This is a genomic window from Myxococcales bacterium, assembly GCA_016703425.1.
In the GTDB taxonomy this organism is placed as follows: Bacteria; Myxococcota_A; Polyangia; order Polyangiales; family Polyangiaceae; genus JADJCA01.
On record JADJCA010000002.1, the window covers coordinates 100221 to 115333 of the forward strand.

14 protein-coding genes and 1 pseudogene are annotated in these 15113 nt (G+C 69.0%); 5 read left to right on the plus strand and 10 right to left on the minus strand.

All coding sequences use genetic code 11. The features are described 5' to 3' along the window. Positions 1–2: 2 nt before the first annotated feature. The 6 genes from IPG50_06705 to IPG50_06730 all read right to left on the minus strand — a co-directional run bounded on the left by IPG50_06705 (position 3) and on the right by IPG50_06730 (position 6337). Positions 3–1760 (minus strand): hypothetical protein, encoded by a 1758-nt coding sequence (locus IPG50_06705; protein ID MBK6691881.1) that lies wholly within the window; start codon positions 1758–1760, stop codon positions 3–5. Beyond that, positions 1757–3292: a GldG family protein gene (locus IPG50_06710; GenBank protein MBK6691882.1), complete on the minus strand. Its 1536-nt coding sequence runs from the start codon at positions 3290–3292 to the stop codon at positions 1757–1759. Before IPG50_06710 ends, IPG50_06705 begins: the two co-directional genes overlap by 4 nt. After that, positions 3289–4038 (minus strand): ABC transporter permease, encoded by a 750-nt coding sequence (locus IPG50_06715; protein ID MBK6691883.1) that lies wholly within the window; start codon positions 4036–4038, stop codon positions 3289–3291. The genes IPG50_06710 and IPG50_06715 overlap by 4 nt, the downstream gene beginning before the upstream one ends. Positions 4039–4041: 3 nt before the next feature. Continuing rightward, positions 4042–5010 carry an ABC transporter ATP-binding protein gene (locus IPG50_06720; protein MBK6691884.1) on the minus strand — a complete coding sequence of 323 codons (969 nt, stop codon included), beginning with the start codon at positions 5008–5010 and terminating at the stop codon, positions 4042–4044. Between the two features lie 10 nt (positions 5011–5020). Further along, positions 5021–5488, minus strand: coding sequence for a DUF3293 domain-containing protein (locus IPG50_06725; protein ID MBK6691885.1), 468 nt, complete (start codon positions 5486–5488; stop codon positions 5021–5023). 120 nt (positions 5489–5608) lie between these two features. Beyond that, entirely contained in the window at positions 5609–6337 is a 729-nt protein-coding gene (locus IPG50_06730; GenBank protein ID MBK6691886.1) for a response regulator transcription factor, read from the minus strand. 282 nt (positions 6338–6619) lie between these two features. Here IPG50_06730 and IPG50_06735 point away from each other — a divergent pair, with 282 nt between their 5' ends. Then, positions 6620–7363, plus strand: coding sequence for an SH3 domain-containing protein (locus IPG50_06735; protein ID MBK6691887.1), 744 nt, complete (start codon positions 6620–6622; stop codon positions 7361–7363). 22 nt (positions 7364–7385) lie between these two features. On the opposite strand, the gene IPG50_06740 is transcribed toward IPG50_06735, so the two are convergent. Further along, complete coding sequence (locus IPG50_06740) at positions 7386–8345, minus strand: two-component sensor histidine kinase (GenBank protein ID MBK6691888.1); 960 nt, start codon at positions 8343–8345, stop codon at positions 7386–7388. Between the two features lie 127 nt (positions 8346–8472). Between IPG50_06740 and IPG50_06745 the strand changes: the two genes are divergently transcribed. Both IPG50_06745 and IPG50_06750 read left to right on the plus strand, forming a co-directional pair. Next, entirely contained in the window at positions 8473–10413 is a 1941-nt protein-coding gene (locus IPG50_06745) for a methyltransferase domain-containing protein (protein MBK6691889.1), read from the plus strand. Beyond that, the gene (locus IPG50_06750; GenBank protein ID MBK6691890.1) at positions 10410–11216 is read left to right on the plus strand and encodes an aspartate/glutamate racemase family protein; all 807 of its coding nucleotides are present in this window, start codon (positions 10410–10412) and stop codon (positions 11214–11216) included. The genes IPG50_06745 and IPG50_06750 overlap by 4 nt, the downstream gene beginning before the upstream one ends. Here IPG50_06750 and IPG50_06755 read toward each other — a convergent pair. After that, positions 11191–11394: a hypothetical protein gene (locus tag IPG50_06755; protein ID MBK6691891.1), complete on the minus strand. Its 204-nt coding sequence runs from the start codon at positions 11392–11394 to the stop codon at positions 11191–11193. The two genes, IPG50_06750 and IPG50_06755, sit on opposite strands and share 26 nt — an antisense overlap. 84 nt (positions 11395–11478) lie before the next feature. On the opposite strand from IPG50_06755, the gene IPG50_06760 reads away from it, so the two are divergent. Beyond that, positions 11479–11736 carry a hypothetical protein gene (locus IPG50_06760; GenBank protein ID MBK6691892.1) on the plus strand — a complete coding sequence of 86 codons (258 nt, stop codon included), beginning with the start codon at positions 11479–11481 and terminating at the stop codon, positions 11734–11736. On the opposite strand, the pseudogene IPG50_06765 reads toward IPG50_06760, so the two are convergent. Together IPG50_06765 and xseA are read right to left on the minus strand one after the other, a co-directional pair. Then, a pseudogene (locus IPG50_06765) lies at positions 11736–11945 on the minus strand (shikimate dehydrogenase). The gene IPG50_06760 and the pseudogene IPG50_06765 overlap by 1 nt on opposite strands. A 50-nt stretch (positions 11946–11995) precedes the next feature. Next, positions 11996–13474 carry an exodeoxyribonuclease VII large subunit gene (gene xseA / locus IPG50_06770; GenBank protein MBK6691893.1) on the minus strand — a complete coding sequence of 493 codons (1479 nt, stop codon included), beginning with the start codon at positions 13472–13474 and terminating at the stop codon, positions 11996–11998. A 66-nt stretch (positions 13475–13540) separates the two neighbouring features. Here xseA and IPG50_06775 point away from each other — a divergent pair, with 66 nt between their 5' ends. Then, positions 13541–15067: an acetyl-CoA carboxylase biotin carboxylase subunit gene (locus IPG50_06775; GenBank protein MBK6691894.1), complete on the plus strand. Its 1527-nt coding sequence runs from the start codon at positions 13541–13543 to the stop codon at positions 15065–15067. Positions 15068–15113: the final 46 nt, after the last annotated feature.

Sequence of the window (15113 nt, forward strand, 5' to 3'; positions counted from 1 at the left end):
TCTCAGCGAGCTACGCCCGCGTCGGTCGCCTCCGAAGCCTCGGCGAACGACGCACCAAGGAGGGTGGCCAGGTCCAAGGGCAGCGTCATCGCGCCGGCGTCCACCTTGCCGACAACGTCTCCCGGCGCGGCGTCGCCCTCGTGCGGCGGGGCGGCGAGCTCAAGGACGAAGTCGGAGGCTCCCGCATCGGTGCGCCACGAAACGACGTACGTGCAAGAAAACGCGGGGGCCTTGCCGGTGCCCGCGGGCAGCGATGCCGCGTGCCCGCGAGCCCGCTCGATGGCTTGCAAGAGCGCCATCACGCGCGCGCCATCGACGCGCGCACGGGCCTTGGGAGCTTCGAAGACGAAGCCCTGGTCGACGCGCACCATCGTCTCAACGAGGGTCCCGCAGCGAACCGCGACGCGCGTGACGGCCGCGGCGCGGTAACTCTCCGGCGCGAGCGCACTGACGCGCATGCCGGCCGGTGGCGCTGCGAGCGCCCGCCGCGCAGCCGCGGTGATGCGGAGCCAAGCGCCGTCGGAGAGGCGGTGAACGTACGACAAGCCGTCGTGGTCGACGACCATCACGGCCTCCTCCTCTTGATCGCTACCCGCTCGCACCATGGCAATTCGGTGCGCGGGAGTCGTGACCGCTGGCGGCGCAGCCACCAGTTCGCCGCTTGTTGCCAAGAGGCCCTTGATGAACGCCGCCGCGACGTCCGACTCGTCGGCGTCAAGCACACGGGACTCGGGGCGCCGTTCGCGGAAGCCGGCGCCGGCGCGCGCCAAGGACAGACCCGGTTCACCGCTCACCACCACCTCGGCGACCTCGTCGATGCGTAGCGAAAAGGCACGGGTGTCGCGTAGCGTCGCTTCAGCGGAGAAGACGAAGGCCTGCGCGATGACCTTCGGCACGCAGCCGATGATCCGGGCTCCGTCGCGGTCCGTCGATGCCACGACCTCGCGGTCGTCGTCGGGACACGCTCCTCCGAAGATGACGCGCGCCTCTTTGCCGTCGCGACCGCTCACCTCCAGTGACAACCAAGGCGCCGTCGGCCTCAGAGCTTCCGCCACGAAGCGCGAGGCACGCAGCTCCGGCACCGCCCGAAGCCAACCTTCGCTCAGCTCGCGGCCCACTCGCAACCCGCCCGCGCCGGACAAGCGAAACGCTCCGTCCCGGGTCCGCTCGACGGAAGCCGCGCTCGGTCCAACGATGCGCATCTTCACGATCTCGGTCGGCGGAACGGCGACGAGCGAGCGGTCGCGGTACACGTCAAACGAACGCATCAGTTCGAGCGCGAGCTCGGCCCGCACGACGACGGCGGCGCGACCGTCGAGCGCGAGGTACGCAGCACCCTCGGGGACCGGTGCGCGGGGTCCCAGAACGAACCTCTGTGGCGGAGCCCCTAAGAACGTCAACGTGCCCCGCGCCAGCGGCGCCCCCTTGGGGACGTCGTCTTTCAGCTCGCGCGCGACGGTCGCCATCTCGAGCGTCGCAAACAGTTGCTCGACGGCGGCGGCGTCCACGGCGGCCCGCTCGGGCGACGCCATCGAAAACCCGTCCTGCACGCGCTCGCGCGCCAGAACGAGCGTCGCGCCTCCGCGCTCCAACTCGAAGCGGAGGAGCTTCCCGCGATCCAACATCGGGAACGCTCGTAGCTCGGCGTCGCCACGCGGTCGCCAGCTGGAGCCCCGCCGCGCATCGAAGGCCGCAAACGCCGCGCTCGCCAGAAGGCCGGCGATGAAGAGCAGGGAGCCGATGTGTTGACGAAGCTTCACGCAGGCCCCCCTCGAGCCGCGCGGCCGCGGCGACGCGACCACGTGACAAGTGCGCCAAGGAACGCAAACGTCAGCGGGATGAGAAAGACGACGTAGCGGCGGACCTCGGCGATGGACTCAGAGGTCAAGCGGACGGCCGTCGTGACGGTGGGGCGCTCGGGGACATCAAGCACGAGGGGATTGGCCGTGAGCCACGCGATGGCGCCCTCGGCGAAGACGGCGGCTCCGTAAGCAAGCGGATCGCCTCCACCCTTGGAGGAGAGCACGCTGTGCGTGCCGACCACGACGAGGCGGGGTCCGTGATGCGCCGAGTTGGAGAGCTTGGCGCGCTCGCTCGCGGCGGCGATGAGGAGCGGGCCTGGCAAGTCCGTGGGACCTTGCACCGGGACGTCGTTCCACGCGGTCTCCTCGGTGAGGGCCGTGGGCGCGAACGCCCGATCGCTCGTCGTGAGCAGCGGCACGGGGGCGGCGGCACCCGGCTCGGTGGCGAAGCCCAAGGGCCTCACCAACTCCACCACGATCGGCGGCGGTGCGCTCTTCTCCGCGCCTTCATCGGCCAAGGGTGCCGTCACCGGATGAGCCCGTACGCCAGCCAAGAACCGTGTCCCGCGCGACTCGGGAAAGGCGAGCTTCGTCTCCCCTTCGACGACGAGCGCGCTCTCAAGCCGGAGGCCGAAGGGCGCGAGCACAACGTCGAGGCCGACCGTCGAGACGCCCGCCTTCGTTGCCGACGGCGAAATGGCGACGAGCGCGCTTCCGCCTTCAAGCAAGTAGGTACGAAGGCGCTCCGCTTCCGTCGTGGTGAAGGCGCGCCGCGGCGTGGCCACCACCACGGCGCTGCAGCCCCGGAACGGCTCGTGGGCCCCTGGCAAGGTCGTGTCGACGCGAGCCACTTCGTAGTTGTCGCGCCGGAGCACCTCGGCAAAGGCGCCCACGCCGCGCGCGCTCATGTCGTCGGCGCTTGGCTCGCCGTGCCCATCGGTGAAACACAGCCGCGTGCGCTCGCTGCGGAGCACCGACCGAATCGCTGCGGTAAGCGCGCGCTCTTCGCGAGGCCGCACGCGCCCCGCCGCCACCGAGTCAACCTCCATGAGGTCGCCTCGCTCAACGAAATGACGACGTTCGCCGCGCTCGACCACGAGCGCCACGTCATCCATCCCGTGGGCTGCGGCGCCGCCTTCAACGCTGCCGCCGTTCAGTCGAAAGCGCCGCCGCAGTTCCTCGAACTGAACGAGGTCTCGATCGGGGTCGACCACGTGCAGACGCACGAACTGGTTGTGACCACGGTACGTTTCGGCGGCGTTCCTTATGCTCTCGAAGAGCGGCTCGCCCTTGCCGAGGAGGATCCACAGCTCGACGGGCCCCGGCAACGTGCGCAGCGTCTCGAGGGTCGCCGGCGAGAGCGCGTGGCGCGTCGTCGTCGTGACGTCGAAGCGGCGGTAGTGACGCATCGCGAGCGCGTTCACGACAATGGTGAACGCGACGGCGGCCACCACGCCGGCGGCGGGCAGGAGCCGCAGTTTCGCGCTCACGACCACCTCGCGGCCTCAACGGAGCGAACAGCCCCGTAGAGCGAAACAAGGATGAGCGATGCCGCGAACACGACGCGGCGCGTGTCCACGATGCCGGCGGCAAAGTCGTTCATGGTGGCCCACGCGGACACGTGAACCGCCACGTCGTGGAGCGCCGTTCCATCCTTCGCGAAGGACTCGCCAACAAGCCCCACGAGAAAGAGGCCCAGCAGCACGAGGCCCGAGAGCGAGAGCGCCACCAGTTGGCTCGACGTGAGCGAGCTCATCAAGATTCCGACGGCGAGGTAGGTGGCGCCGACGAGGAGCGCCCCCGCGTAGGCCGATGCGGTAGCGCCGAAATCAATGGAACCGCTGCGTCCCAAGACGACGACGTAGAGCAACGTGGGGACCCACATGGCGGCGTAGGTCAAGAGGACGGCGAGGTACTTCGCGACGACGATCTCGGTCGTCGAGACGGGGCTCGTCACGAGCGCTTCGAGGGTGCCACGCGCGCGCTCCTCGGCGAAGGCGCGCATGGTGAGCGCCGGCACGAACAAGAAGAGCACCATGTAGAAGAAGACCGTGTTCCCGAAGAACGCCTGGAGAGGCGTTTGGTCGCTGAGGAGCCCGTTTTGCGCGAAGTGCTCGATGACGAGCTGAAAGTGGAGCCCCTGCGCGACGAGAAACACAACGAAGAGGACCCACGCCAGCGGCGTGACAAAGAACGAGAGCAGCTCTCGCTTGCAGATGGCGACGAGCCCGCGCACGGCCTACACGTCCCTCGAGGCTCGGGCGTCGACCGCGTCGGTCAGTTGGCCGAAGACCTCCTCGAGGCCACCTCCGGTGGCGCGAAGCTCGCGGAGCTGCGCCCCCGCCGACTGCACCCGCGCCGCGAGCTCTTCGGCGACGAGCCCCGCTTCGGCGCCTTCCCGAAGGACGCAGCGGAGCGCCACGAGCCCTTCGCCCGCGGCATTGATCTCGATGCGGGCCACGCCGGCGACGGCGCGCAAGTTCTCCGCGAGCGACGACGGACCACGCGCGAGGACCTCGACGGCCTCCGGCGAGGCCTTCGCGCGGATCGACGCCGTAGGGCCCTCCGCGAGGAGCTTTCCTTTTCCGATGACCACGACGCGATCGCACGTCGCCTCCACCTCGCTCAAGATGTGCGTCGACACGAGCACCGCGCGCTCCTTGCCGAGCGACCGGACCAAGGCGCGCATTTCGCGGATCTGGTTCGGGTCGAGGCCCGCCGTCGGCTCGTCGAGGATCAGGATCGGAGGTCGCGCGACGAGCGCGTCGGCCAGCCCCACGCGCTGGCGAGTTCCCTTCGAGAGCTCACCGACGAGGCGCTCCTTCACGTCGGCGGCCTTCACCAAGGCGAGCGCTTCTTCGACGAAGGCAGCGACGCTCTTCTTGGCCACGCCCTTAAGCTCCGCGCGGAAGCGGAGGTACTCCTCGACGCGCATCTCGGGGTAGAGCGGCACGCCCTCCGGCATGTAGCCGATGGCTCGCTTCGCGCCCCGCGGGTCGTCTTCGAGATCGACCCCCATGACGCGTACGTGGCCGCGCGTAGGGGCCAGGTATCCCGCGAGCATCCGGAGGGTGGTCGTCTTGCCGGCCCCGTTGGGTCCGAGGAACCCTACGACCTGCCGCTCCCGCACCTCAAAGGTGACGTCGTCGACGGCGGAGACGCGCCCGTAGCGCTTCTCCAGATGGCGAACCTCAAGAACGGGCTTCACACGCGGGCGCTCAGCTTCGGAGGCGCCAATTCCCGACGACAGTCTTGCCGACATCGTCGAAGGTCGGGTCGGTGACGATCAACTCGGGCCGGGCGTTCTTGCAATAGAGCACCGAGTTCTGACGAAAGACGCGACCGAAGGCCACAGCCTCATCGCGGTCCATACCGTGCACGAGCCACGACGGCTCGCGCCAGGTGCCCTCCGGTTCGTCGTCGTAGCCGACGCAGGCCTCCACGCGATAGCAGCCGAGGATGAGCAGATCGCGGAGCACGATGTGGCGCGCGTCGTTGACCTTGCGCGGCAAGAGCATCGAGCGCGGGTTGTACGCGGTGAGTACGGCAAACGAGCGACGCAAGAGATCGGGCAGCGTCATCGGATCGCTGACGACGTCGCCATCGAGGGATACGCGCAGGGGTCCGGCCTCCGTCGGGAGCTCGTAGACCGTAGCCAGATATTGGCGAAGCAGGGTCTGGTCCATGCGGCGTCGCTCATAGCACGGAACGTCAGGAGAACTCGAGTCGCGCGCCCGCGAGGCGGCCGGGCGAGCAAATTTCGACGAATGCGCTTTCGTCGTGTCGACGGAGCGATGGGGCGCGCCTCAGGCCTCGAAGCGATAGCCCACGCCGCGCACCGTTTGGAGATGCGCCGGAGCTTGCGGGTCGACTTCGAGCTTTGCGCGGAGCTGTTGCATGAAGTTGTCGACGGTACGCGGCGTGCCGTGATGGTTCGGGCCCCAGACCTCGCGGAGGATCGTCTCGCGCGACAGGACGCGCCCCTTCGCGCGAAGGAGGCAAAGGAGGATGTCGAACTCGGTGGCGGTCATCTCAACGACCTCGCCGGCGCGACGCACGACGCGCGCGGAGACGTCCACCGCGACGTCACCGAATCCGAACTGCTCGGCGCTCAGGGTGGCGCCGCCCCCTCGGCGTAGCGCGGCGCGGACGCGCGCGAGGAGCTCGGCCAGGCTGAAGGGCTTGGCCACGTAGTCCTCTGCGCCGAGCTCGAGGCCGGCGACCTTGTCCATCTCGCCGCTCTTCGCGCTCAGGATGATGATGGGCATCGTCCGCCCTTCGCGGCGGAGCGTGTCGAGCACCTCGAGGCCGTTCAATCGCGGCAGCATGACGTCGAGCACGATGAGATCAGGCGAGAGACGCCGCGCCACGTCGAGCGCCGCTTCGCCGTCCTCCGACACGATGACGCGGTAGCCCTCCTTCTCGAGGTTGATCTGAAGGCCGAGCGCGATGCTCGAGTCGTCCTCCACGACGAGAACCGTTCTTGCGGCGCCGTCGGGCGCACCGCGGAGCCTGGGCCGCGGACCCTCGCGCATGGGCCGGGTGTACGCGAAGCCCCTCGCGCGCGCAAACGTCAGAAATATTTCTGTGACCTGCGAGTTCACAGGAGCCCGCTCGAGGATGAAAAGCGATGCCTGCAGGTGGCAGGCGGGCGGCAGGTCGAACAGGCTCACGGCAATTCGATCAGCGTGCCCGGAACTCCCGTCGCTGCCCCGTGACACTTTCGGAGGAAGCGTCCAACTGCGGAGACATGCAGGTGATTTCGAGCACGCGTCGGAGACGTGAGGGAGGGGCCTTTTCCAGACAGAGTCCCACACATGAGAAACACGTTCTCGATGGCGGTGCTCTTCGCGCTCTCCGTTTCGCTCGTCGCGTGCAGCGGCGTGGGCGCGGAGGGTGAAGAGGAGCTGGGGGACGAGGCGGCGGCTCTGACGTCACGCCTCACGGCGGGAACACGAGCCGTCACGACGACGCGACTTCGCTTGCGCGAAGAGGCGTCGACGGACTCACGCATCATCCGGGTGCTCGACGCGGGCACCCAGGTCACGCTGGTCGATGGTCAGCCCGACTCGAGCTTCTACAAGGTGAAGCTCGCGAGCGGCCAACAGGGCTATTGCCACGGCGCGTACCTGACGCAAGCGGGCGGCGGGGCCACCGAGCCCGACGCCACGGACCCAGGCAGCGGCACCGGCACGGCCTTTCCGACGAGCGGCGACATCTTCCGCTCGCGAGGCACCGGCTACTATCCCGACGACTCGCCCATGGAAGGCGGCTTCGTGGACCGGCAAGGCGCGCGCCTTAGGACGCTCCAGGACTACCTCGCGGGGCGCGCCGAATACGTGTCCGTCGCCATGGACACGTCGGCGTTCCGTTACGGTCAGAAGCTCCGCATCAAGGAGTTTGAGACCCGCTACGGTCGCAACATCGAGTTCCGCGTGGTCGACACCGGGGGCGCGTTCCAGGGACGCGGTCGTTCCCGCATCGACATCTGCGTCAAGAACGCCAGCGCGTCGGTCGACGCGACGGTGAACAGCATGTTGACCATCGCCGTCGTTCGCTGATCGCTGTTCGCGCCGGTGCGCCTCACGGCGGGGGCAGCACCGAGCGGCGGCTCCCCTGGGGCAGCGGCGGAAGCACCACGATGAACTTGCTCCCGCTCCCCTTCTCACTCTCGACGATCACCTTGCCGCCGTGGGCGCGCACCGTGTGCTTCACGATGGCGAGGCCGAGACCGCTTCCTTGCTTGGTTCGTGAGAGCCGGTCGTCGATGCGATAGAACTTGTCGAAGATGCGGCGTTGCTCAGGGCGGGGAATGCCGTCGCCGTTGTCGGAGACCGCGAGCGCGACCTCGCCGCGAGCGTCGGCCGTCACCGAGAGGCGGACGCGGGGCGGGGCGCCACCGTACTTTTGCGCGTTCGACAGCAGGTTGACGATGACGTCGACGAAGGCCGCGCGGTCCACGAAGACCGGCGGGAGGTCCTTCGCGACCGAGCTCTCAAAGTCGATGTCTTGGTAGCGCAGCGGCGAAAACGCGAGGATTGCCTCGGCCACGACCTCGCCGATCTTCTCTTCACGCAGGTCGTAAAGCTTGCGCCCCGCCTCCATGCGTCCCCAATCGAGGAGCCGCTCGATGCGCTGCGAGAGACGGCTCGACTCCTGGAGGAGCATGCTGACGCACTTGTCGAGGGTGTCGGGGTCGTCGCGTGAGCGATCGATGGTCTCGGCGAAGAGGTGAATGGCCGTCAGCGGCGTTCGGAGCTCGTGACTGACCTTCGAGACGAAGTCCGCTTGCAGCTCGCTCAGATTGGCCTCGCGTCGCACGAAGACCAAGACGAGCACAACGCCGGTGCCGACGACGGCGACGAAGCTGACGACGAGGATGCCCATGACGAGGTTGATCCACGCCTTCGCGTCGCCCAGAAACATGAGGACGATGCCGAGCGAGAGCAGGAGCACCGTCGGGATGATGACGAGGTACACGAGCAGCTGGACGATGCGTCGGTAGCCGAGGCGCTGAAGGTTTGGCGACCGAGGCTTTTCCATCGACCGAGAGCTTACCCGCCGGCTCTTTCGGCGGGGAAAGGCGATTTGCCTGACGAGGCTTGCGGACCGGCGGCCGCCGTGGAATCGGACGGTGGTCTCCGGGCGTTCTTGGATCGCCCACCTCGCCATGACCACCCAGGTCCCCGCTTCCCTGCCCGCTACCGATGTCGACGGGGCCTCGAGCGGCCTCGCAGAAGCGCTCGCGCAGGTGGGGCGCGGCGAAGAGCTCTCGGAGGCGCTCGCGGAACGACTGCTCGCCTGGGTGGGCCGTCACGACTGGCAGCAGGCCGAGGGCCCCGGACCTTACGCGCGGCACGTGGTCTCTCTCGGCGACGCCGGCGAGGTGATGGTCGCCACCTGGCGCGTAGCGGCGCGCGCCCCCTGTGCTCCCCATGACCACGGCGACGCGTCGGGCGTGGTGCTCGTGGCCCGAGGCACGTTTCGCGAACGAACCTTCGTTCTCGACGCGACCGGGCTCACGCGGACGCGTGAGCGCGTCCTCGAAGAGGGCGCCGTTTTGTCGATCGGGCGCGGCGTGATCCACGACATGGCGTCGATCGGCGACGGCCCCGGCGTGACGCTTCACCTCTACGCGCCCAGCCCGGCGGCGACGCGCCTCTACGACGACGTCAAGAGGCGCACGCTTCTCGTGGGTCCTGGCAGCGGCGCGTGGCTGCCGGCCGACCAAGTGCTCGACGAGACGCCGTGGGCCGCGCCGAAGGCGACGGGTCGCGTGATTTGGATCGGCTACACCACGCTTTACCGAGACGGAGGACCCAAGTTCGCACGAGCAGCGCACACCCTCGGTCGCGAGTTGAGCGCAGACGCTCATGCGAAGGTCGTCGTGCAGGCGGTGGAGTCCAAAGCCGAGTTCGTCGCCGCCATGAGCGGCTTCCGAGAGCGCGGGGAAGCGCTCAGCGAGCTCCACTTCATCGGTCACTCGGGCCTCTACGGCCCGATGTTTCGCACCACGTCGATGCCGGAGCAGTTCAGCCCGCACGAGTGGGCAAACCTCGCGATCCCGTTCAGCCACGACGCAGCGGCGTATTTTCACTGTTGCCGCAGCGCGCGCTGGTTCGCGCCGTTCTTCGCGCGCACCTTCGGCGTGCGAGCCCACGGCTACCACCTCTACACGACGTTTTCGCGAAGGAAGGACCGGTTCCGTTGGGACCTCGCGTTCCTCCGCACGTCCAAGGACCGCGCCGCTCCGCTCTACGTGGTGGCGCTGCCGGGAAAGAAGTCCCACGGCCTGTTGGCGTCGCTCGCCAAGTATTCGCACCTCGCGCCGACGGAGAAGATGACGCGTTTCGACGCGGCGCCCGACGCTCCCGCCGAGGACCGCTCCTACGATGCCGTCGCCGACCTCTACGACGCCGCCTTCCAAGACATCGGCGTAAGGCGCGCCGAGGTCCGATGGATCGAGCGGCACCTGCCGGCGCGCGCGAGCCAAGGCGCGTCCTTGCCGCGTGTCCTCGAGCTCGGCGCCGGCAACGGGTCGCTCTTGGCGCGGCTCGCCCCGCGCATCGAGTCGGGCCTCGGCGTCGACGCTTCGGCGGGCATGGTGGAGCGTGCTCGGCGGCGCTTCGGGCGCCTCAAGAACGTTGCCTTCGAGCCGATCGCGGGCCCCTCGCTGCCTTGCGACGACCACTCGATCGACGTGGTCGTGTCGATGCTCTCGTGGCGTTACCTCGACTGGGATCCCATCATGGCGGAGATTAGGCGGGTCCTTTTGCCCGGTGGCCGCCTCTTGGTCGTCGACATGGTCGCGCTTCCGGTGCGCGCACGCGACGCCCCGCGCTTCCTAAAGACGAAGCTCGACCAGGCGCGTGTTCACGCGACGGACGCGCGATTTCGGCGCGATTTGCGGCGCCTCGTCACCCACCGCGACTGGGCCACGATGCTCAAGCACAACCCCATGCGCGCCGAACACGAGTACCGCTGGTATTTCGAGAGCCGCTTTCCCGGCCGCAAGCTCGAGCTATTGACCGTCGCCTTCGCCTCGCGCGTCGTCGCCTTCGACTCGGGTCCATTGGCACGCGACTTCGCGCTGCCCCAGAGCTACCCGTGAAGCTCGCCGTCCTCGATTGGGGCATCGGCGGCTTCGGTCTGGTGCGTGAGCTCCTCGTGCGCGAGCCGGCGATGCCGCTCGTCTATTTCTCCGACGCCGGCACCACGCCCTATGGCCTGCTCTCACGCGCGGCCCTGCGCGCGCGCCTCGGCGTCGTGGCGCGCTTTCTGCGCGACGTTGGGACGACCGACCTCGCCATCGCGTGCAACGCGGCGAGCAGCGTCCTGGGAGAAGAGCGTCTGGCACCGGATCTCGCCCTGTCCGACGTCGTCAGCTATGGCGTGGACCTCGTGCTGGCGAGCGGCGCGCGCGAGGTCGGGCTCGTCGGCGGACGCCGAACCATTCGCTCGGGAGCGCATCGGCGCGCCATCGAGGCGCGCGACGGGCGAGTGTCTCTCGCGTCGCGCGTCGCGCAGCCGCTCTCGGCCTTCGTCGAGCGCGGCGACCTCACGTCCGACGCGGTTCAGGACGCCGTATCTCGTGTCGTCGCGCCGCTCCGCCATGTCTCCGTGTTGCTCCTGGCGTGCACGCATTACCCGGCCATCGCGCCGCTCTTTCGCGAAGCGCTTCCGAAGGTCGCGCTGCTCGACCCGGCGCCCGCCATGGCCATGGCGCTCGTCTCGCGCAAGCGGCCGCGACGCGAGCTGGCGGACGCCGCCAACGTTGTCGCCCTGACGACCGGTGACCCGCGCGCCCTCGAGCGCGCTGCGCTGCGCGCCTTTCAAGTCGCGATCACGGGAGCGCGACGCGTCCCACCGGGCCTGGCGGCGAGCGCGCTTAGAGCCCCAGAGCGGCGCGCATGACCTCCACCGGTGCCGGCCTGCCGACGAAGCGTTCGAAGGCGAGCGCCGCTTGGAGCACGAGCATGCCGAGGCCGCTCTCGGCGACAAGTCCCTCCCGCGCGCGCGCGAGACGAAGGGCGTAAGCGAAGGGACGTAGACCAGATCGTAGGCGACGGCTCTTCGCGGCAAACGCTCCCACCGGACGGCGTTCGCCACGTCGTCGCCGGGCGCCGCGCCGAGCATGCCGGCGCTCGTGGCTTGGAGGACAACCTGAAAGTTGTCGGTGGAGCGCGCCTCGAGCGACTCGACGGTGACGGACGGCGAGAGCGCCAAGAGCGGCTGCGCCCGCGCGACGTCGCGCGCGCGAACGACGACGGTGCGTTCACCGCGACTCAAGAGCGCGATCACGGCGGCGCGCGCGGCGCCGCCGGCGCCGAGAACCAACGCGGGCGCGGCGGCGCTCGCGCCGAGGCGGTCCAACTCGCTCGCGAGGGCCGGCACGTCGGTGTTGTCGGCCACGACGACGCCTTGCTCGACGTAGAGCACGTTCGCCGCGCCGACGCGCAGCGCCTCTACGGTAGCGCGCCCGGCAAGCTCGAGCGCTCGAACCTTGAACGGCAAGGTCACGTTCATGCCCGCGAGCGAGCCGCCTTCGAGCTCGGCCACGAGACCTCGGAAGCCTGCGTCATCCACGAGCGCGGCGTCGTAGCGATGGGAGAGACCGAGGGCGTGGAACGCCGCGGCGAACATCGCGGGGCTTCGCGAATGACTCACGGGCTGACCCGCGACGACGAAGCGCTTCACGTCTCGCTCGCGCCAGAGCCGCCGGCGCCGCGGTCGCCGGAGCCGGGCTTGGTTGCGCTAACCGCGACGACATCGACGACGAGCCGCGCAGCCTGCGTGCGAATGAGGATGCGCTCGCCAGCTTTCACGTCGGTGGCAAGGCGAACGGCCCGTCCCTTGGACGTTTGAGCGATGGCGTAGCCGCGCGCGAGGACCTTGAGCGGGCTCAACCCATCGAGGCGGCCCGCGACCGTTTGGAGCGACGAAACGCGCCGCGCGAACGCCACGTCGAAGGCGGCACGGAGCCGTTCGGCGCCGCGCGCGAGACGCGTGCGTTCGGCCGCCAGGACCACGAGCGGATCACGGCGCTCGAGCCGCGACGCGAGACGCGCACGCTCCTCGCGACTGCGCACGAGGCGCCGCTCCGTGACCGTCGCGAGCCGCGCGCGACGGTCGTCGAGCCGCTGCTGATGCGCGGCCATCGCGAGGCGCGGATCCCCGAGGCGCGTGCGCGCGCGATGGAGCGACGCAGAGGCCGTCTCGACGCGGGCGCGAACGCTTCGAAAAAGGCGCTTTTGGAGCTGCTCGAGCATGGCGCGCTTCGCCGCTCGGTCGGGCACGACCAACTCGGCCGCCTGCGATGGTGTGGCCGCGCGCGCGTCGGCCACAAAATCGGCGAGGCTTACGTCGACCTCGTGGCCCACGGCGCTCACGACGGGAACGGGACAACGTGCGATGGCGCGGACGACGGCCTCGTCGCTAAAGGCAAGCAGGTCCTCCAGCGAGCCGCCGCCGCGGCCGATGATGATGACGTCGACCTCGGGGACCTTCTGCAACATTTGAAGGGCCCGCACGATGGAGGCGGGCGCCGTGGCGCCTTGCACCGTCGCTGGTGACAAGAGGATGCGCGCGCCGCCGCGGCGAAAGGCCACCTTGCAGATGTCGTGGATGACCGCGCCGGTGGCGCTCGTCACGACGCCGACGACGCGCGGATCGGCGGGGAGCTTTCGCTTCCTAGATGCGTCGAAGAGCCCCTCCGCCGTGAGCTTCTCCTTGAGCCGCTCGAGCGCCTCGAGGAGCGCACCCTTGCCGGCCGCTTCGACGCGATCGACGACGAACTGCAACCGTCCCCGCGGCGTCCACATCGTGGGCTTGCCGCGGAGCTTCACGCGCGAGCCGTCGACGAGCAGGCCGCGGGCGCGCGGCGTGAGGCTCGTTCGGTACATGACCATGTCGACGGAGGCGTCCTCGTCCTCGTCGCGCAGCGAAAAGTAGTGGTGGCCCTTTGGCGCGGGGCGCGCGCCGGTCACCTCACCGAAGACCCAGACGGGCATGGGCCAACCGGACTCCACGGCGCGCTTGAGGGCGCGCCCGAGGTCGCCGACGGAGAGCGCTGGATCCTTTTCGGCGGGCGCCGCCGCCTCGGGTCGCGCCGGTTCGTCGCCCAAGAGGAAGCGCGGCGGCGGCCTCGGCGGAAAGAGATCGTCGTCGTCCACGGGAGCTCCACGGTAGCGCAGTCCCACTCCCTTTTCGGGGAAAGCAGTGGTACGCGTCGAGGCGCGATGCACAAGCCGATCCGAAAAGTTCTCGTGGCCAACCGAGGCGAAATCGCCGTTCGCGTCATGCGAACGCTGCGCGAAATGGGCATCGCCTCGGTGGCGGTCTACTCGGAGGTCGACCGGGCCGCGCTCCACGTGCGGTCGGCCGACGAGGCCTTCCCCATCGGCCCCGCCGCCGCCTCCGAGAGCTACCTTCGCGTCGACAAGATCATCGACGTCGCCAAACGCGCTGGCGCCGACGCCATCCATCCCGGCTACGGGTTTCTCAGCGAGAACCCCGCGCTGCCAGAGGCCTGCGAGCGCGCCGGCATCGTCTTCATTGGTCCGCCGGCCAGCGCCATGCGCCAGATGGGCTCAAAGACCGCCGCGCGAACGCGCATGGAAGCGGCCGGCGTGCCCATCGTCCCCGGCGCCATGTGCGACACAACCGACGAGGCCATCGCCGCTGCGACGAAGATCGGCTTTCCCGTGATGCTCAAGGCCGCATCGGGTGGCGGCGGCAAGGGCATGCGCCTCGTGGAGAAGGCCGCCGACATGGCGACGGCGTGGGAGCGGGCTCGCTCAGAGGCCAAGAAGTTCTTCGGCGATGACACCGTCTACATCGAGAAGGCGATCATCAAGCCGCGGCACGTCGAGATCCAGGTACTCGGCGATCAACACGGCAAGGTGGTGCACCTCTTCGAGCGCGACTGCTCGATTCAGCGCCGCAACCAGAAGGTCGTGGAGGAGACGCCATCGCCGTCGCCCGTCGCGTCGCGCGACCTCATCGAGAAGATGGGTGCCATCGCCAAGAAGGGCGCCGAGGCCGTCGGCTACTTCTCCGCCGGGACCTTCGAGTTTCTCCTCGCCGAAGACGGCAGCTTCTACTTCCTCGAGATGAACACGCGGCTCCAGGTGGAGCACCCCGTCACGGAGCTCATCACCGGCACCGACCTCGTTCGCGAGATGATCCTCATCGCCGAGGGAGCACCGCTCTCTTTTTCCCAGGCTGATCTCGTCCCTCGCGGCGCCGCCATCGAGTGCCGCGTCTACGCGGAGGATCCTTCGAGCGGTTTTTTGCCCTCGCCGGGGACCATCGAGTCTTTGGTTGTGCCCGCCGGCCCCGGCGTCCGCGACGACGGCGGCGCCTACCCGGGCTGCACGATCTCGAGCTTCTACGATCCGCTCATCTCAAAGCTGAGCGTTTGGGCCCCCACGCGCGAGCGAGCCCTCGCGCGCATGCGGCGCGCGCTCTCCGAATACGTCGTCACTGGGATTCGAACGAACCTCTCCTTCCACGAGAAGCTCTTCTCGCATCCCGACTTCGTGCGCGGCGTCTACGACACCGGCTTCCTGGACCGCCACAAGGACGCGCTCCTCGGCTACCCGGCGGTGCCCGAAGAGTCGCGCGAGAGCGTGGCCGTGGCTGTTGCCATCGCAGCCTCGCGCCTCGAACGAGCGACCGGCGTCCGCGACGCGTCGCGCGGCGAAGAAGGCTCTCGCCTCTCGCCTTGGATCGCGCAACACCGGGCCGATCGGCTGCGCGGCTAACCAACCGGTCTAGCCAACCCGATCTAACCAACCCGGTCTAACCAAC

Coding starts and splice junctions, on each gene's coding strand:
- IPG50_06735 (MBK6691887.1), top strand. CDS start 6,620: ATGAGAAACACGTTCTCGATGGCGGTGCTCTTCGCGCTCTCCGTTTCG.
- IPG50_06740 (MBK6691888.1), bottom strand. CDS start 8,345: ATGGAAAAGCCTCGGTCGCCAAACCTTCAGCGCCTCGGCTACCGACGC.
- IPG50_06745 (MBK6691889.1), top strand. CDS start 8,473: ATGACCACCCAGGTCCCCGCTTCCCTGCCCGCTACCGATGTCGACGGG.
- IPG50_06730 (MBK6691886.1), bottom strand. CDS start 6,337: ATGCGCGAGGGTCCGCGGCCCAGGCTCCGCGGTGCGCCCGACGGCGCC.
- IPG50_06775 (MBK6691894.1), top strand. CDS start 13,541: ATGCACAAGCCGATCCGAAAAGTTCTCGTGGCCAACCGAGGCGAAATC.
- IPG50_06725 (MBK6691885.1), bottom strand. CDS start 5,488: ATGGACCAGACCCTGCTTCGCCAATATCTGGCTACGGTCTACGAGCTC.